The following is an 18,567-nucleotide window of genomic DNA, read 5'->3' as shown; positions in this document are numbered from 1 at the left end:
GGTCGCGGCAGCTACCTAGAGGTAATATGAAACGGTCACCCTATTCACTGCTGGGCGGCTTCATCAGCGAGAACATCTCGTCGACGGTCTGAAGCGCCGACTGCCTCACCCGATCCGTATTCTCCATGCCGGCGATGTTGATGCCACGCACGACGGCTTTGATCTCGTCCCGATAGTCGGTCAGGAAGCGCAGCGGATCCGGCGAGTCATTGGCGACCCGCGCGATCAATCCGGTAATCAAAATCTGACAGGCGATCATCCGCCCATTCAACTCGTCCATGTCCCGCTCCGGATTACAAGCCGCAATGTCGGCTTCGACGAGCCTATGGCGGATACGACGCGCAGTTACAACACCAGGCGCTTCTCACTGCGCCGATGGATTGTCCAAGACGCCGCATAAAACAAGGCGCAGTGTCCTGTTGGAACGATGCGAGAAATCACGCGTAAATCATAGTGAACATGAAGATTTGGCAATGAAGCACGCGTTCAAGCGGTCGTGTGTTTACAGCATTTGAGTCGACACCTAGCTGATCAGGAGCCGCCCACGCGGGCGCGCATCGGACGCGCATGTCTGCGTCAGTGGCTGCCAAGAGATTGATGAGATCACCATGACAACGCTTATCCGTTTTCGATGGACTGGACTGATCGCTCTGACGCTGCTTGCGGCCGGCGGAACTATCGCATGGCAGCATTACGGAGCTACCGGAGCACAGCAGGCGAATGCCGACAAACCGCGCGGCCCTGCCCCCGTCCCGGTGAAAATCGCATCTGTCGAAAAAGCTGATTTCCCCGTTTATCTCGGCGGTTTAGGCACCGTGCAGGGTTTTAATACTGTCGTCGTGCGGACCCGCGTCGATGGTCAGATCGACACGATCGCTTTCACCGAAGGACAGATCGTCAAGGAGGGTGACCTGCTTGCACAGATCGATCCGCGCCCGTTCCAGGCAGCGCTCGATCAGGCCAAGGCCAAGAAAGCGCAGGACGAAGCCAATCTCGCCAATGCTAATCTGGATTTGCAGCGCTTCACCAAACTCGGCGAATTCGCGACACGGCAACAGACAGACACACAACGCTCCACCGTGCAGCAGTTGAGCGCGCAGATCGCTGCCGACGATGCCGCGATCTCGAATGCGCAGACCCAGCTCGCTTACACCACGATCAAGGCGCCGATCTCCGGCCGCGTCGGCTTTCGTCAGGTCGACCAAGGCAACATCGTCAATGCCGCGACACAGACCGGTATCGTCACCATCGCGCAGATCGAGCCGATCGCCGTGATCTTCACCGCGCCTGAACAGAACCTCATCGACATCAGCCAGTCGCTCGCGGAACATCCGCTCAAGGTGATCGCGCTGACCACCGACGGAAAGCGGACGCTCTCGGAAGGCACGCTCGCAGTCATCAATAATCAGGTGGATACGACCAGCGGCACGATCCGGCTCAAGGCGGTATTCGACAACAAGGACCACGTGCTGTGGCCCGGCCTTTCGGTCTCGACACGGTTGCTGGTAACCACCCTGAATGATGCGACCGTCATTCCCGACGATGCCGTTCAACATGGGGCCGACGGGCTCTATGCCTTTGCGGTCGGGGCCGACAACAAAGCCGAGCTGAAGAAAATCAAGGTCGGCCGTTCCATCGATGGCCGCACGGTGGTCGAGGACGGGCTGAGCGCCGGCGAGCGCGTCATCGTCGCCGGGCAATATAAAGTGCAGCCGGGCGCGCTGGTGGCGACGTCAGTCGCAACATCCGCAGCCAGCCCTGCGAAAGGCGAATAGCCATGAACGGAGGAATTTCAGCACCGTTCATTCGCTATCCGATCGCAACATCATTGCTGATGGCCGGCATCCTGTTCGTCGGCCTGGTCTCCTATCCCCAGCTTCCCGTCGCGCCTTTGCCGCAGGTCGACTTCCCGACCATCCAGGTCGCCGCCACCTTGCCCGGCGCCAGTCCCGAGACGATGGCATCCTCGGTGGCGCAGCCGCTGGAGCGACAGCTCGCGCAGATCCCCGGCGTGGCGCAGATGACCTCGACGAGTTCGCTCGGCACATCGGCAGTCACGATCCAGTTCGACCTCAACCGCTCGATCGACGGCGCCGCCAATGACGTGCAAGCCGCGATCAATGCCGCTGGCGGGCAACTGCCGAAGACGCTTCCGAGCCCGCCCACCTATCGCAAGGTCAACCCGGCGGACTCGCCGATCATGCTGCTGTCGGCGACATCGGACACGCTTCCCATTACAACCGTCAGCGACAGTGTCGATGCGCAACTGGCGCAGCAGATCAGCCAGATCTCCGGTGTCGCCCAGGTTACGATCGGCGGCCAGCAAAAGCCGGCGATCCGCATCCAGATCGATCCCGCCAAGCTGGTCGCCAAGGGGCTGCAACTCGAGGACATCCGCAGCCAGATCGCGATCACCACTGTCGACAGCCCGAAAGGCAATATCGACGGCGCGACCCGCAGCTACACGATCTACGCCAACGACCAGTTGCCGGAATCGAAGGACTGGAACGACGTCATCATCGCCTATCGCAATGGTGGTCCGCTGCGAGTCAGGGATATCGGCCAAGCGGTGACCGGCCCTGAAGACGCCAAGCAGGCGGCCTGGGCTAATGGCAAGCGCGGCGTGTTTCTGGTGATCTTCAAGCAGCCCGGCGCCAACGTCATCGACACCGTCGACAAGATCAAGGCCGAGCTGCCGCGTCTGGTGGCCGCGATACCGCCGACCGTGAAGATCGAGGTCCTCAGCGATCGCACGCAGACCATCCGCGCCGCCGTGCAGGATGTCCAGTTCACCCTGCTGCTGACCATCGCGCTCGTCGTAATGGTGATCTTCGTCTTCCTGCGCAGCGTCTGGGCCACCGTCATTCCCAGCGTGACCGTACCGCTCGCATTGCTCGGTGCCTGCGCGCTGATGTGGGTGTTCGGCTATACGCTCGACAACCTATCGCTGATGGCGCTGACCATCTCGGTCGGCTTCGTGGTCGACGACGCCATCGTGATGCTGGAAAATATCACTAGATATATCGAGGAAGGCGAAACACCGATGGCTGCCGCGCTGAAAGGCGCCGGTGAAATCGGCTTCACCATTGTCTCGATATCAGTCTCGCTGGTCGCGGTGCTGATCCCGCTGCTGCTGATGGGTGGCATTATCGGCCGCCTGTTCCGCGAATTCGCCGTGACACTGACCATGACGATTTTCGTCTCGCTGGTGGTGTCGCTGACGCTGACCCCGATGATGGCCTCGCGCTTTCTGCGCGAGGAGAAACACGCCAAGCATGGCCGGCTCTATCAGCTCAGCGAGAATGCCTTCGATGCTCTGCTGCGCGCCTATGAGCGCGGCCTCGACCTCGTGCTGCGCTGGCGCCTGACGACGCTGATGGTGTTCTTCGCCACGCTCGTCCTGTCGGTCTATCTGTTCATGATTATCCCGAAGGGCTTCTTCCCGCAGCAGGACACCGGCCTGATCACCGCTTCCTCCGAAGCGTCGCAGGATATTTCCTTCGCCGACATGAAGATCCACCAGGAAGAACTCGGCAAGATCGTGCAGGCCGATCCCGACGTCGCCAGCGTCGCCATGTCGATCGGCGGCAGTGGCGGTGCGCTCAATACCGGGCGCATGTTCATCACGCTGAAGCCACGCGACGAACGTTCCGCCAATGCGCAACAGATCATCACACGGCTGCGACCGAAGCTGGAGAAGGTTCAGGGCGCACGCCTGTTCATGCAGGCGGCACAGGATATCCGGCTCGGTGGCCGGGCTACCCGCACCCAGTTCGAATATACGCTGCAGGACGCCAATCTGGCCGAACTGAACGAGTGGGCGCCGAAGATTCTGGCCAAGATGCAGACGCTGCCGGGCCTACGCGACGTCGCTACCGACCAGCAGACCAAGGGCACGACGCTGACGCTGACCATCGATCGCGACAACGCCTCGCGCTACGGCATCCAGCCGCAACTGATCGACGACACACTGTATGATGCGTTCGGCCAGCGTCAGGTCGCGCAGTATTTCACGCAGTTGAACAGCTATCACGTCATTCTCGAGATATTGCCCGAGATGCAGGGCAAGCTCGATTCACTTGACAAGATCTATATCAAGTCGCCGACGACAAGCGACATGGTGCCACTGTCGGCCTTTGCCAAATGGACGACGGTGCCGGTGCGGCCGCTCTCGATCAGCCATCAGGGACAATTCCCGGCGATCACGATCAGCTTCAATCTCGCGCAGGGTGTTGCGCTTGGACAGGCGACCGATGCCGTACAGGCTGCCATGCAGGATATCGGCGCGCCCTCGACCTTGCGCGGCACCTTCCAGGGCACGGCGCAGGCATTCCAGCAATCGCTATCGACGGTGCCACTGCTGATCCTCGCAGCACTGGTTGTGGTCTATCTGATCCTCGGCATTCTCTATGAGAGCTACATCCACCCCCTGACAATCCTGTCCACCCTGCCCTCTGCCGGCGTCGGCGCGCTGGCGATCCTGATGGCGTTCGGTTTCGATTTCAGTCTGATCGCACTGATCGGCATCGTGCTGCTGATCGGCATCGTCAAGAAGAACGGCATCATGCTGGTGGACTTCGCAATTGCTGCCGAGCGCGACGAACATCTCGAACCGGAAGAAGCCATCCGCAAGGCCGCTATCCTGCGTTTCCGCCCGATCATGATGACGACCATGGCGGCGCTGCTTGGCGGCGTGCCGTTGATGCTCGGCACCGGCACCGGTTCGGAAATCCGCCAGCCGCTCGGCTACGCGATGGTCGGCGGCCTGATCGTCAGCCAGGCACTGACGCTGTTCACGACACCAGTGGTCTATGTCTATCTCGACAAGCTTTCCAATATCATGTCGAGCTGGGGACGATCGAAGCGCGACGACGATAATCGGTCGGACAAGCAGATGCTGGCGAAACAGGCCGCCGAATAGCGCAACTGCGCTATACAGCTTCTTCGATCCTGGTGCCGACATAGACGGTGTTGGACACTTCCTCGTCCGCGTTCAGATTGTCGAAGGCCACGACATGCGCGGTGACGGCGCCGAAGACACTCTCCATCACGGCCGTGAATGCAGCTTCTGGTGGGTCGTTCGACCACAGCGCAAACACGCCGCCGGGCTTGAGATGCTCCGACAGACGCTGCAGCCCGGCCGCCGTATAGAGCACGGCATGGCTCGGATGCAGCAGGTTGTCCGGCGCATGGTCGATATCGACCAGTATCGCATCGAAGCGACGACCGGGTTCGTCGAGATCGAGATGACCACCCGTCGAGGTCGCCATCTTGAAGAAATCGCCATGGACGAGACGGCAGCGCCCGTCCGCCGACAATTCGCGGCCGATCGGGATCAGGCCGGCCTGATGCCATTCGATCACTTCGGGCAGTGCATCAATGACGACCAGCGAACCGACCTTCTCATGCGCGAGAACGGCCTGCGCAGTGTAGCCCAGACCGAGACCGCCAACGACGACATCCAGCCCGCTGCCGGTTAGTGACGCCAGACCGATATCCGCCAGCGCGATCTCGGCAGCCGTGAATGCGCTCGACATCAGAAATTCGTCGCCGAGCTTGATCTCAAAGATATCGATGTCCGTGCCCGGCTTCCGCCGACGTCGCAGGGTCAGGACACCCATCGGCGTCGGGCGATAATCCAGTTCTTCGAACATTATGCTCATATCCAACCATGTACATGGCGCGTGCAACCCGGCAACAACGAAATGCCCCAAGTGTGCAAATCTCGACAGACACCTCCGGCGAAATGACTAAACACTTGGCGTCGTCGGCGATTCGTCGCGTCATGGTTGCGTGTTGCGTGGAGAGTGACTGCAGGCTCACTCCAGCGCGCGGGGGCGCCGCCATGAAACGCATTCTGGTCGTCGACGACGACCCACTCGTGTCCATGTCTATTAGGCTGACACTGGAACGCGAGGACTTCGAAACCGTCTCGGCCGATGGTGGCGAGATCGGTCTATTCGTGTTGGAAGATACAAGCTTCGATGTGATGATTATCGATATCTTGATGCCGCATGATCAGGCGTCAGCCATATCGCCGTGATCGCTCTTCGCCGGCGATTTCTTCTTGCTACCTTTGGTGTTCAGGAAGCGAATATCGATCTGCGCACCGTTGACCTTGACCAGTTCGCAGCGGCGATAGGCAAGTCCGGTCGATGACAGCAGCAGGAAGAACTCTTTCAGATTGAGGCCCTCGATGGAGGTCTCGAGTATCAACTCAGCATCATGACTCGACACAGCCTTCAGCACGCAACTGCGCCGCCATGTGCCGTCGATGGCCATGATCCAGACATTGTAGCCACGCCCGAAAATGACGCGCCCGTTGGTTGCAACTTCTTCTGCCATGACCGCTCCTACGCCCGCATACTGGCGGGAGACGTCTTCAGTCCGGCACCCATGTCGGGCACGATCGATGGCGACGCTTGCGCACTCACCGGCAGATAGACACCGCGACGATTGGAGCAAACCCGATAGCGGTCAGTGAGACCGACCACGGTCTCGGCTGCCCCCAGGAACAGATAGCCGTCAGGTTCGCTAGCTTTGGCAAGCCTGCCGAAGATCTCAGTCTTGGTCGCCTGATCGAAATAAATCAGCACGTTGCGGCAGAAGATGACGTCGAACTTGCCGAGATGCGCGTAGTCCTGCAGCAGGTTGAACTGCTTGAACTGAACCATCGCGCGGATGTCAGCATTGAGCTGCCACGTCGTGCCGGTCTGCTTGAAGTGTTTCACCAGCAACTGGATCGGCAGGCCGCGCTGCACCTCGAACTGGGTGTAGACGCCAGTGCGTGATTTTTCGAGCACTTCGGGCGAGAGATCCGTGGCCACGATCTCGACGCGCCACCCCGTCAGCGCGGCGCCGAGTTCCTTCATGATCATGGCGAGCGAATATGGCTCCTGCCCGGTCGAGCCGGCGGCGCACCAGATCCGCAGGCTACGCTTGCCAGCGCGCGCCTTGATCAGGTCGGGAATGACCGTGTTCTGAAAATGCTCGAACGGTGTCTTGTCGCGAAAGAAGAAGGTCTCGTTGGTGGTCATGGCTTCGACCACATCCGAGATCATCGGCTCGGAACCGGCTTTCATCTTCTGAACGAGTTCGCTGATCCCGGCGACACCGGCCTTGCGCGCCAGCGGCATCAATCTGCTTTCGAGCAGGTACTTCTTGTCGGCCGATAGCACCAATCCGGAACGATCTTTCAGAATCTTCTGCAAATACTCATAATCGATAGGGGTCATGGTCTCTTTCTAAGACGCAACGCCGGTCCAAATAACTTGCAGCGACGACGGTATGCCGCTGCGTGCAAAAAGCGCGTAATACACGATTGCAGCAAATGACTAAGAGATCGCCAAGACGCCGCAGGACGTTGCGCAGCGCCGGGCACAAAGTTGAGAAGCGCGACCACATAACCGTTGCACGCGGTAGCCCATAACCTGCGCAAACAGAACAGCGCACCAAGCGAATGGGTGGAAGCGGCGTCAATTGACAATGAAAAAGCCGGCGCTTTCGCGCCGGCTTCGAGGACTTGATATTTGTAAGCGTCAGGCTGCGCGTACGGCGTTCAGGAACTTGCTGACCTCGACCTTCAGACGCGTGCTGTCCGAGGACAGCGACTGCGCTGCAGAGAGCACCTGCGAGGATGCCGAGCCGGTCTCGCTGGCGCCACGCTGAACGTCGGTGATGTTCGACGAGACTTGCATGGTACCCTGCGCTGCCTGCTGGACGTTGCGGGAGATTTCCTGGGTCGCAGCGCCCTGCTCTTCCACCGCCGAGGCGATCGTCGAAGCGATCTCGGACATCCGGCCGATGGTGTCCCCGATCTCCTTGATCGCACCAACCGATTCCTGCGTCGCCGCCTGGATGCCGGAGATCTGCGTCGAGATCTCGCCGGTGGCTTTCGCCGTCTGCTCGGCCAGCGCCTTCACTTCCGATGCCACCACCGCGAAGCCACGACCGGCCTCGCCGGCACGCGCTGCTTCGATAGTTGCGTTGAGCGCCAGAAGATTGGTCTGGCCGGCGATGTTGTTGATCAGCTCGACGACGTCACCGATGCGAGCGGCCGCACTGGCAAGCGCGCTGACGCGATCGTTGGTCAGGCGTGCCTGATCGACGGCCTGATTGGCGATGCTGGCCGATTCCTGCACCTGGCGGCTGATTTCGTTCACCGACGAGGCCATCTCCTCGGTCGCCGAAGCAACCGACTGCACATTGGTCGAGGCTTCCTCCGAAGCGGCTGCCACGGTCGTTGTCAGCTCCTGCGAACGTTCGGCAGTCGCGGTCAACGTGCTGGCAGAGGCTTCCAGTTCGGTCGAAGCGGACGACACCGTCTCGACGATCTCGCCGATCATCGTTTCGAATTCGCGGGTGATGCTATCGACGCGGCGACCGCGCTCGATCTTGGCTTCTGCATCAGTTGCTGCTGCTTCGTCCGCGGCACGCTTGTCGATCAGCGCCTGCTTGAAGATCTGCAGCGCGTCTCCCATCGTGCCGATCTCGGTCTTCATGCCCTGATGCGGCACGACCGCGGTCAGATCGCCCTGGCCCAACGCCTGCATCGGCTTGACGATCGATGCGATGCCGCTGGAGACGTCCCGCACGAGGTAGATGCCGATGCCGATGCCGAGCAACGCCGAGACGACGAGGATTGCGACAACCATCATGAAGGCAGCATCGTAATTGGCGAGGGCGTCTGCACCGGCAGTATCGGATCCCCTGAGATTGAGCTCGATGTCCTTGTTCAGGACTTCGTCAGCTTTCAGGCCGATCGGATTCACGGTCTTCGTGTTCAACGCATTGGCTTCCTGTGGCATCTTGCCGGCGCTCTTGCGCGACAGATCCATCACATCGAGCGTGCCCTTCTTGTAGCTGTCCCAGAGCTTGCTCCATTCCTCGTAGAGCGCGCGCTCTTCCGGCGAGGTGATCAGCTTCTCATACTTCGCGCGGATAGCGGTGTTGCTCGCCACCACCGTCTCGAGCGTTTTCTCATTGGCCAGCTTCTCCTCCAACGTCTCGGACAGCATGTGCTGACGGATCACGTTGCGATAGGTGATGACGCCGGAGCGCAGATCGCCGAGGAAACGCACGCTTGGCAGCCAGCTGGTCTGGATATCCACCGCATTGGCGTTGATCGCCTGCATCTTGCGAACCGCGACCAGGCCCAGACCCGTCATCGCAAGCAGCAAAAATGAAAGAACAATGGTGATCTTGGCGCGAATAGACAGGCTGGCGAGCATGACGAAGGGTCCCTCGGTTTTCGACCGTTGGTCCGCAATGTGCGGGGTGTCGTGGAAATGAAGCAGTCAGCAGAAGTGCAATGGCAGAGCGACGAACACGGGGGTCGATGACTTTCTTGTTATCAAGTCCCGTTCCTGCAATTTGTAGGTATTATGTAAACCGTTGGTAAAGGTGCGACATTCTGACTGAACAAAAATGAATCGGAGCTCTCTTTTTCGATGGCCTGCAATATCAGCCAGTTAGCGACAAACATCTGAGGTTGATGGCTACAATTTCACTACTTGTGGGCGCGCAGCAGCGTAGTGTGGCGACGACGTATGGCCTCCGGCCAAAGCAGCGAATCAGAATCGCAACTTTTGGTTCCAGCCACCGATATTGCCGACCTGAAGTTTATCCATCGCTCAGCGCGAGAAGCGACGCGGCGTGCGAACACGACTGAGCGTGCTGGTTGGAGAATCAGAAGCAATCCGGTCCGGATATTTTCCAGTCAGATTATAGCCACCCAATTGCATCTCAATCCGAAGATAGTAGCTGCGCCCCGTGCCGGTTGATTTGGTAGGTCTGGGACGACATGCAGCTGGGACACCGGAACGTCCTACGATCGCCGGGCAGACTGGCTCTAGGCTGCGCCACAATCTTGATAAGAGTGCGTGCCCCCCCGCAACGGCGGCACAGCAACAGATTGACTGCTGGTAGTTTCGTTGCTCTCACATCGATACCTCCGCGGAGTGAAGTCATCGACTCAAGTCCGGTTGTCTTGCTCCGTTCCACAACTTTTACTATGCGGTACTCCGTTGCAGCGCTCCTGATGATCGCCCGGCAGCTTTCAGAGAGTTCCTTCGCCTCAGCTTGGAGCGGGCCGGTCATGGTGAAGGTGCGGCCCTCAAGTACCTTTCTGAACATGTTCCGGACGACATACTGCACCCAGTCGTCGTCACAGCGCTGGGCATTCATATCGAGCTGGTGTTCAGCGCAGCGCCTGGCTTGCTACTTTCCAGCAACGCGGAACCAAGCCACCTCGATCATCGCGTGCTCGTGAGAATGAGCAGCAATCCCGCCGTGCCAACCCGAGATGATCGCGGAAATCAATGAAGCTCAGCGGCAGCGCCACCGCGACATAATGGCACACCGTTGTCCCATCTGTCGGCGACGTCCTTCAAACGCAGGATGTCGAAATTTCCATGCCCGGCGATAACAAGCTTTAGGCTCGGCAGGTGACCTATGGCTCGGACTTATCTCCAACCAGAAGTGGTGGAACGACCGGCCGACCCGTTCGTCAACCAGAGGCTGCGGCCCTCATGGGCGCAGGGACGCGAGCCGACGATCTATCAAATCGTGCGGGATGCCCAGTCCACGAGTTTCAACACCCCCAACATGCCTGGAACCTCGGAGGAAGCCGACGATTTATCAAGGCTGCAGCGGTGCATTCAGGAAATAGAGAGCGCCACCGGGCTGGAGCTCTCGGTCGCACACTTCGCGCTCGATATGACAGCCGCGGAGATGGTCAAGGCGATTGTGTCCGGGAAGGCAACCGCCAAAGCCGTGGGCGTGCAAGCCGATCTGCGTCCCATCCTGTTCCTGTTGCCGGGGTCCCTCGGTTACGGTCCGAGCATGGCCGCTTTTGCAGCGGGGCTCGGCAAGATCGCCCGGGTCGTCCCGATCAAATACCCCGACCTGGGGAGCATCCTCGCCGGAAATAACACGGTCGCCTCCATGGCAGATGCGGCGGTGGAGCAAATCCGCCGGAGCCAACCCGTCGGACATGTTCGCCTTCTCGGCCATTCCCTTGGTGGTGTGGTGGCATTCGAAGTTGCGGCGCGGCTGCTGGAAGCACGGCGGTCCATCAAGTTCCTGGGGATTCTCGATACAGCGATTATCAACGAGGGCCGCGATTACCGGGAGACGCTAGCCCGAACGTTGCGGCGGCTCCGCGCCAATCGTGTGAACATTTCGCGAATAGCCTGCCGAGCACTCGCAAAGGTTACGGCAGCAATCGGTGGCGAGGCCCCCCTTACCTGGATGCTTCATCGCTATGCGCGAGGGAAGTTCAACGCCACCTGCTTCCGAATTAGGCTTGAGCTGCAAGAGGTGTTGCGGTCGCGAGCTTTCTACCAATGGCTGGCGTCGCCCAGGCCGTCTTTGCCGATCGGAGCTACACTGTTTCGCTGCAACCGAGATGGAGCGCCGCAATCGCTCGGCTGGGATTGCTCACTCGCAAGCCTGGACGTGATCCCCGTCGCAGGCACGCATATCGAGCTCGTCGTCGAGCCCTACCTCGCCACCAACCTCCCCTTGGTCGAGAGTGCGGTCGTGCAAACCTACACGCCGGCCGAATTTTGCAAGCGGAAAGCGCTGTCATGACCCTTGCTGCGCACATTCCGGCTGCGCGGGAGTTTGGCAACAACGTATTGGCGCTCGATCCCGCTGCCGAAGTCGAGAAGATTGTCCAGACGCTACGCCAACAGGTCTTGAGCGTGTTGGGGCGCCGCGGCGCTGTCGTTGGTCTTTCCGGCGGCATCGACAGCTCCGTCGTCGCGGCGTTGTGCGTGCGTGCATTCGGCAACGACAAGGTCTTGGGTATCTTCATGCCCGAGCACCATTCTTCGGACGATTCGCTGAGGCTCGGCCGCAGTTGGGCGGCGCAGCTTGGCATCGATACTGTGTTGGAAGACATATCGCCCGCCCTCGAGGGGCTCGGCGCCTATCGCCGGCAGATCGAGGCAATCCGGACTGTCGTTCCCGAATATGACGACGGCTGGAAATGCAAGCTGGTGCTACCGTCGGTTTTCGCGAGCAACGGATTGAATATCACCCGTCTCACGGTTCAGAGCCGCGACGGCAGCACCCGCACCGTTCGTCTTTCGTCAAACGCCTATCTCCAGATCGTCGCCGCGACCAATTTCAAGCAGCGTGTCCGCAAGATGACGGAGTACTACCACGCCGACCGCCTCCGATACGCGGTCGCCGGCACACCGAACCGTCTCGAGCACGACCTGGGCTTTTTCGTCAAGCAGGGCGACGGAATTGCGGACGTGATGCCGATCGCTCATCTCTACAAGACACAGGTCTATCAGCTCGCGGAATATCTCGAGGTCGAGGAGGAGATCCAGCGCAGGCCACCGACCACGGATACGTTCTCGATGCCGCAGAGCCAGGAGGAGTTCTATTTTGCGCTACCTTATCACCAGATGGATCTGTGCCTTTACGCGGTGAATCACGGGATTCCGTCAGACGAAGTCGCAGAGGCTATCGGACTGACAGCAGCCCAGGTCGATTTGGTATTCAGGGATATTGACGCCAAGCGTCGTGTCACGCGCTACCTCCACGCACGACCCCTGCTCGTCACTCAAGTGTTCGAGGACTAACCTGCATGTGCGGTGTCGCGGGCATAGTGTCAGTAACCGCCGCCGCAGGGCCCCCCTCCCGCGAAGCCTTGATGCGCATGCTCGGCGCGCTCGCCCATCGCGGCCCGGACGAGCGCGGCCTATACCGGGACGAACGCGCGGGATTGGCACATGCCCGCTTGTCCATCATCGACATTTCGAGCGGTCAACAGCCTCTCGCGGACGCGAGCGGCACGACGTGGATCGTGTTCAACGGCGAAATCTTCAACTACGTTGAGTTGCGTGAGAAGCTGATCCTGCTTGGTTACAGGTTCCGGACCCGCAGCGACACGGAGGTTATCGTCAACGCCTATCGAGCCTGGGGCGAGGACGCCTTTGAGCGGATGACCGGACAGTGGGCGCTCGCGATCTGGGACTCGGTAGCCCGTCGTCTGGTGTTGGCGCGCGATCGCACCGGCATTTGCCCTTTGCATTTCTGCGAGCGCGAAGGTCGACTGTATTTCGCCAGCGAAGTGAAGGCCATCTTCGCGGCGGATGCAGCGATTCCCCGCACCTTCGATCCAGCCGGCATCGATCAGACATTCACTCTCTGGACCGTTGTGGCGCCGCAGAGCGTGTTTCAAGGGATCAAGGAGCTCGTCCCGGGACATTTCCGCATTTATGAAAACGGCAACGTTCGCGAGAAAGCGTTCTGGAAGCCGCGATATCCCCAATTGTCCAGTTCGCCCGACGGCCAGTTTGCCGGTTCACTCGACGATGCCGTGAAGCAGGTGCGCAGCGCTTTGGAATCCGCGACGTCGCTTCGAATGGTGCGCTCCGACGTAAGCGTCGGCAGCTATTTGTCCGGCGGGCTCGACAGTTCGCTTATTGCGGCAATGGGATGCCACTTTGCCGGCGAACGCTTCCAAACTTTCTCACTGCGTTTCGCTGACGCCGAATATGATGAGACCGACTTCCAGCGACTGGTTGCCCGTGTCACCGGGAGTGAGCACCATGAAGTGGTGGTCTCGCGCAGCGACATCGCCGAGATTTTTCCGCAGGTCATCTATCACACCGAGCGTCCGATCTTGAGAACGGCGCCGGCGCCGTTGTTCCTGCTGTCGCGCCTGGTGCGCGCCTGCGGCGTCAAGGTTGTGCTGTCCGGCGAAGGCGCCGACGAAATGTTTGCCGGCTACGATCTCTTTCGCGAAGGCAAGGTCCGCCGGTTCTGGGGTCGGCAACCTGCGTCGACACGCCGCGCGCGACTGCTTGAGCGTCTCTACCCTTATCTCACACGCTCGCCGGTACGGCAGCAGGCGATGGCCCGGCAGTTTTTCGGGCGCAATCTGTCGGAGCACGCCGCGCCGGGCTTCGCGCATGACACCCGCTGGCGAACGACCAGCGGCATCAAACGACTGTTCTCCAGCGACATGAGCGCGGAGTCGGCGAGGCACGATGCGGTTTCCGAGTTGATCGCCGGTCTACCTCCGGAATTCACGCAATGGAGCTCCCTTGCGCAGGATGAATATCTTGAAATCCAAACACTGCTGTCGGGATATCTCCTGTCCTCTCAGGGCGATCGAATGCTCATGGCTCATTCGGTTGAAGGTCGCTTTCCTTTCCTTGACGAGGACGTGGTCGCGCTGGCGAATTCGCTGCCGCCCACCTACAAGCTCCGCGTCCTTGACGAGAAGCACGTTCTGAAGCGCGTCGCAGAGCCGATCGTGCCGTCGGAGATCATCGCCCGCAAGAAGCAGCCATTCCGCGCGCCCGACGCTCTCTGTTTCGTTGGCCGCGATACGCCCGCCTATATCGACGACGCGCTTTCGGAAACGGCTATTCGCGAAGCAAACGTCTTCGATCCTGACGCGGTCGCGCGCCTGCGGAGCAAGTGCCGGACACAGGCAGCAACCGGCAACGGCGATCTCTCGAACTCCGACAACATGGCGATGGTCGGCGTGCTATCGACCCAGCTCCTGCACCAACAATTCATCGCAAGCCGTCCTGGTGGGCGCCACGCTCTGGAGCTGACCGTCGATATCGATCGCGAGCACCGGGTTGAGGGAGCCCTTTCCTGATGCATGGTCCTGTACCGCTCCTGCACGATTACCTCATCCACTCCGCCCGTCATCTCGGTGGAAAGGTGGCGCTGGTGTGCGGCAAGCATCGCGTCAGCTATGGTGAGATCGAGGCACGCTCCAACGCAATCGCGAATTATCTGGTCGCAAGCGGAGTCGAACGTGGCGATCGGGTGATTATCTTCGCCGACAACACTGTCGAGACCGTCGTCAGTTTCTGGGCCGTGCTGAAGGCGAATGCCGTGGTGTGCATCGTCAATCCGCTCACCAAGCGCGACAAGCTTGGCTACCTGCTCAATGATTGCCAGCCGACGGCGCTTATCACCGACAAACATCTCTTGCCGATATTCAAGGAGCCCGCGCAGGCATGCCCGTCATTGCGCCGAGTGATCGTTTCCGGGCCCGTCGACGATGTCGAACTGACGGGGCTGCCCCATGCGGTACGCTGGAGCGCGGCAGGCGCCGCCAGCCACGACGTAGCTCCCGCGCGCCGCTGCATCGATATCGATCTCGCGGCCATCGTGTACACCTCCGGATCGACGGGCGATCCCAAGGGCGTGATGCTAACGCACCGGAACATGCTGAGCGCGTGCACGTCGATCGCCTCATATCTCGCGCTACGCGAAGACGAGGTCATTTTGAATGTCCTGCCGCTTGCCTTCGATTACGGCCTGTATCAAATGATCATGGCGTTTCGCACGGGCGCGCGGCTGGTCCTCGAACGGTCGTTCGCCTTTCCGGCACAGATTCTCGGGCTTATCGCCGAGGAGCGAGTAACCGGCCTGCCCGGCGTGCCGACGATCTTCTCGACGCTGTCGGGGCTCAAGTCGATAAAGGAGCACGATCTCTCGAGTATCCGCTATGTCACGAACACCGGAGCTGCGCTGCCGATGAAGCACATTCGTCTGCTGCAGGATCTATTCCCGGATGCCCGCATTTATTCCATGTACGGCCTCACTGAATGCAAGCGCTGCACCTTTCTGCCCCCGGAGGATATCGATCGAAAGCCGCTCAGCGTCGGGATCGCCATCCCGAATACCGAGATGTGGATTGTCGACGAGCGCGACAGACGCGTGGGCCCCGACGTGGTCGGCCAGCTTGTCATTCGCGGCGCGACGGTGATGCGAGGCTATTGGGGCAAGCCAGAAGCCACGGCCAGAAAACTCAAGCCTGGTCCGCTGCCAGGCGAGCAGGTTCTGTACACCGGTGACTACTGCCGGATGGACGCGGAAGGCTACCTCTACTTCGTTGGCCGCAGCGACGAGATCATAAAGTCCCGAGGCGAGAAGATCGCTCCCAAGGAAGTGGAGAACGTGCTGATGGATATTCCGGGCGTGAGGGAAGCCGCGGTTATTGGCGTTCCCGACGAGCTCCTCGGGCAGGCAGTTAAGGCGTTTGTCGTTATCGAGCAGGGAACAACACTGAGCGAGAAGCAGATTCAGAAAGAGTGCCAGCGACGTCTCGAAAGCTTCATGGTGCCGAAGTGTATTGTGGTCGTGCCTAGCCTGCCGCGAACGAATACAGCGAAACTCAACAAGAGAGCACTGCAGGAGTCGATTTCCGAATGATCCGATCGTGACTTTTCTTTACGCATTGGAGTTGAAACATGTTGCTAGTCAGGGAACCACTCGAGACCTATCGAAGGCAAGTTCGTGATTTCTTGCTGTCGAACTTCTACATTGCTGAAGCGAACTCGCTTGAGGTCGATACATCGCTACTCGACCAGGGCGTCATCGACTCGACCGGAGTGCTCGAGGTCATCGGGTTCATCGAGGAGACCTTCGGCATCACGGTCGAAGATAGCGAGCTCTTGCCTGAGAACCTGGATTCCATCGAGGGAATTTCACGCTTCGTCATGAGCAAGAAGAGCTGATGTTTGCCTGCAGCGTCCAGACCGCGTCACGAACGCCACCGTAGCGGTTCAGGTTGTTGCGCCTTTGCGGTATCCCATAACGACGCGGCCTTCGCCCGTTTCGTTCGTCACCACGCTGATGCTCTCGTAGCTCTTGTTGCGCTCAAGAAGGGTTGTCACCTGTCGCTCCTGACCGGAGCCGACCTCGAACAAGAGGATGCCGCCCGGCCGCAAATATCGGACTGCGTCCTTCGTAACCCGCATATGGATGCTAAGTCCGTAAGGACCGGCTGCGAATGCCTCACGTGGTTCGAGTTCGAGCAAGGGGGCCCGGTCGCCTCTGAGCCGCGTTTCCGAAATATAGGGTGGGTTGCAGACGATCAGGTCGATGGTCCCATCCAGCGACAGACCTGAAAAAGCGTCGAACAGATCGCCCTGAAGCACCGACATGCGTTGCGTGAGTTCGTGATAGGCGACATTGCGACGTGCGACAGTGACACATCCATCGGTTAGGTCGCTCGCCCAGACGCTTGCGTCGGGGATCTTGAGAGCGATGGCGCATGCCAGATTGCCTGCGCCGCAGCACATGTCGATCACCCGCGGCTCCGCCACGTTTAACTGACGCAGAGCATCGATAGCGCTCGCGCAAAGCAATTCGGTTTCCGGCCGGGGGACGAGCGCACCGGGTGCGACCAGCAACTCTATTCCCATAAATAGTGTGCGTCCCTTATCGTAAGCTTTGGCGACGTTGATCACTTCGCTCATTGCGGTCACCCTGCCTGGACGTTGCGCGATAACTGTTGCATGCGGCGTGATCATGCACCGGACAGAACCATGCCCTGTCCATGTGGCAATGGCGGTAGTCACAATGAGGTAGATGGGCCGATAGCGGCAATGCAGTTGTTTTCGGCAGCGCTCCTTACGCATTTTGGCGATGCGGCACCCCACCGGCTGCGTGGTCATCCGACGACGCAGACCTCACTCTGACTTCGGCCACTTCGAGGCTGCGTGGTATTTGCCTGTCCCGCTTTTCAAGTTCTCATGAACGGGGCCGCGGCGATCCGGCACCCTGTCCGGCGGGCTAACGATTCGTGACGATGGCTTCCTTGGCCGTTTGCTGCTATGGCGCTCTTGGTATCAACGAGGCTGAGGCCTTACGTTGTTTTTTATATTGTCCAAGACTCTTGGCAACGCACTTGCGCCGGTCAATTTCCTGATCGGCCTCGGCGTGCTCGGCGCGATCCTTTCGGCAACACGGCTTTCTTCGCTTGGCCGCGGGCTTATGATCACAGCCGCCGTGCTGCTTGTGGTGGCCGCGTTTTCACCGGCTGGAAGATTGCTGCTCTATCCGCTTGAATCGCGCTTCCCGCCATGGGATGCGGGACAGCGTGCGCCTGACGGCATCATCGTGCTCGGCGGCTCGATCGACGCCGATGTTTCGCTTGCGCGTGACACGCCGGTCGTCCGTCGCTCGCCCGACCGCATCATCGCAGCCGCAGCGCTGGCGCGACAATATCCGAATGCACGCGTGGTGTTCACCGGCGGCAGTCCGAGGCTGGTGTCGGATGCCAGAGAGGCCGATTACGCCGCCGCGCTCTTCGCTAGCCTTGGAGTCGACAAATCGCGGTTGATCATGGAGCGGCAATCGCGCAACACGCATGAGAACGCCGAGTTCACCAAGGCGCTCGTGGCGCCGACGCCGGGCGAGCGCTGGATTCTGGTGACATCAGCGTTCCATATGCCGCGATCGATTGGCCTGTTTCGCAAAGCCGGATTTCCGGTCGAGGCTTATCCGGTCGACTGGTGGGTCGGCGGTCGGCGCGACGCACTTTCCTTCACCACCCTCGCCCTTGGCGGGCTGTCGCGGACCGACATTGCGGTGCGCGAATGGTTTGGGCTCATTGCCTATCGAGCCACGGGGCGGATCGACGACTTGCTGCCCGGCCCCGATGCACATTGATTCTCCGGGCCCGAGATATGCAGGCGGCAAGCGCCCCAAGCCATCGGAAGCCAAAGGCCACGTATGGCCACGCCGCCGCAGGTACCGACCGGACGCCATTCGAGCCTCGTGTGGGCCATTGTT

Annotated in this window: 15 protein-coding genes; 9 read left to right on the top strand and 6 right to left on the bottom strand. The window is 60.1% G+C overall.

What is annotated here, in order from left to right:
- Nucleotides 1-40 precede the first annotated feature (40 nt).
- A complete protein-coding gene (locus AB8B02_RS07990; protein ID WP_089267192.1) occupies nt 41-280 on the bottom strand; it encodes a hypothetical protein in 240 nt (79 codons plus the stop codon).
- Nucleotides 281-608: 328 nt separating this feature from the next.
- Between AB8B02_RS07990 and AB8B02_RS07985 the strand changes: the two genes are divergently transcribed.
- Nucleotides 609-1,775: an efflux RND transporter periplasmic adaptor subunit gene (locus AB8B02_RS07985; protein WP_439063633.1), complete on the top strand. Its 1,167-nt coding sequence runs from the start codon at nt 609-611 to the stop codon at nt 1,773-1,775.
- 2 nt (nt 1,776-1,777) lie between these two features.
- Nucleotides 1,778-4,921: a multidrug efflux RND transporter permease subunit gene (locus AB8B02_RS07980; protein WP_439063632.1), complete on the top strand. Its 3,144-nt coding sequence runs from the start codon at nt 1,778-1,780 to the stop codon at nt 4,919-4,921.
- Between the two features lie 10 nt (nt 4,922-4,931).
- Here AB8B02_RS07980 and AB8B02_RS07975 read toward each other — a convergent pair whose 3' ends face one another.
- Nucleotides 4,932-5,654, bottom strand: coding sequence for a spermidine synthase (locus tag AB8B02_RS07975; protein WP_439063631.1), 723 nt, complete (start codon nt 5,652-5,654; stop codon nt 4,932-4,934).
- Between the two features lie 191 nt (nt 5,655-5,845).
- Here AB8B02_RS07975 and AB8B02_RS07970 point away from each other — a divergent pair, with 191 nt between their 5' ends.
- Entirely contained in the window at nt 5,846-6,043 is a 198-nt protein-coding gene (locus AB8B02_RS07970) for a response regulator (protein WP_439063630.1), read from the top strand.
- On the opposite strand, the gene AB8B02_RS07965 is transcribed toward AB8B02_RS07970, so the two are convergent.
- The 3 genes from AB8B02_RS07965 to AB8B02_RS07955 form a co-directional block, all read right to left on the bottom strand.
- Nucleotides 6,019-6,345 (bottom strand): pilus assembly protein PilZ, encoded by a 327-nt coding sequence (locus tag AB8B02_RS07965; protein ID WP_068730616.1) that lies wholly within the window; start codon nt 6,343-6,345, stop codon nt 6,019-6,021. The two genes, AB8B02_RS07970 and AB8B02_RS07965, sit on opposite strands and share 25 nt — an antisense overlap.
- 8 nt (nt 6,346-6,353) lie before the next feature.
- On the bottom strand, nt 6,354-7,235 hold the full coding sequence (locus AB8B02_RS07960) for a CheR family methyltransferase (RefSeq protein ID WP_439063629.1): 882 nt from the start codon (nt 7,233-7,235) through the stop codon (nt 6,354-6,356).
- Nucleotides 7,236-7,538: 303 nt separating this feature from the next.
- Nucleotides 7,539-9,230, bottom strand: a complete 1,692-nt coding sequence (locus tag AB8B02_RS07955; RefSeq protein WP_439063628.1) for a methyl-accepting chemotaxis protein — start codon at nt 9,228-9,230, stop codon at nt 7,539-7,541.
- A gap of 1,222 nt (nt 9,231-10,452) precedes the next feature.
- On the opposite strand from AB8B02_RS07955, the gene AB8B02_RS07950 reads away from it, so the two are divergent.
- The 5 genes from AB8B02_RS07950 to AB8B02_RS07930 are packed head-to-tail and all read left to right on the top strand — an operon-like array spanning nt 10,453 to nt 16,505.
- Complete coding sequence (locus tag AB8B02_RS07950) at nt 10,453-11,592, top strand: thioesterase domain-containing protein (RefSeq protein WP_175367357.1); 1,140 nt, start codon at nt 10,453-10,455, stop codon at nt 11,590-11,592.
- Nucleotides 11,589-12,596, top strand: a complete 1,008-nt coding sequence (gene nadE / locus AB8B02_RS07945) for an NAD(+) synthase (protein WP_439063627.1) — start codon at nt 11,589-11,591, stop codon at nt 12,594-12,596. Before AB8B02_RS07950 ends, nadE begins: the two co-directional genes overlap by 4 nt.
- 5 nt (nt 12,597-12,601) lie before the next feature.
- On the top strand, nt 12,602-14,632 hold the full coding sequence (gene asnB / locus AB8B02_RS07940) for an asparagine synthase (glutamine-hydrolyzing) (RefSeq protein ID WP_439063626.1): 2,031 nt from the start codon (nt 12,602-12,604) through the stop codon (nt 14,630-14,632).
- Nucleotides 14,632-16,200: a class I adenylate-forming enzyme family protein gene (locus tag AB8B02_RS07935; protein WP_439063625.1), complete on the top strand. Its 1,569-nt coding sequence runs from the start codon at nt 14,632-14,634 to the stop codon at nt 16,198-16,200. The genes asnB and AB8B02_RS07935 overlap by 1 nt, the downstream gene beginning before the upstream one ends.
- Nucleotides 16,201-16,238: 38 nt before the next feature.
- Entirely contained in the window at nt 16,239-16,505 is a 267-nt protein-coding gene (locus AB8B02_RS07930; RefSeq protein ID WP_439063624.1) for an acyl carrier protein, read from the top strand.
- 48 nt (nt 16,506-16,553) lie between these two features.
- On the opposite strand, the gene AB8B02_RS07925 is transcribed toward AB8B02_RS07930, so the two are convergent.
- Entirely contained in the window at nt 16,554-17,249 is a 696-nt protein-coding gene (locus AB8B02_RS07925; RefSeq protein WP_439063623.1) for a N5-glutamine methyltransferase family protein, read from the bottom strand.
- Between the two features lie 394 nt (nt 17,250-17,643).
- On the opposite strand from AB8B02_RS07925, the gene AB8B02_RS07920 reads away from it, so the two are divergent.
- A complete protein-coding gene (locus AB8B02_RS07920) occupies nt 17,644-18,444 on the top strand; it encodes a YdcF family protein (RefSeq protein ID WP_439063622.1) in 801 nt (266 codons plus the stop codon).
- Nucleotides 18,445-18,567 lie beyond the last annotated feature (123 nt).

This window comes from Tardiphaga sp. 862_B3_N4_1, from assembly GCF_051811085.1.
GTDB lineage: Bacteria > Pseudomonadota > Alphaproteobacteria > Rhizobiales > Xanthobacteraceae > Tardiphaga > Tardiphaga robiniae.
Note: the sequence above shows the minus strand (reverse complement) of the source record. Positions and strands in the feature narration are given on the sequence as shown.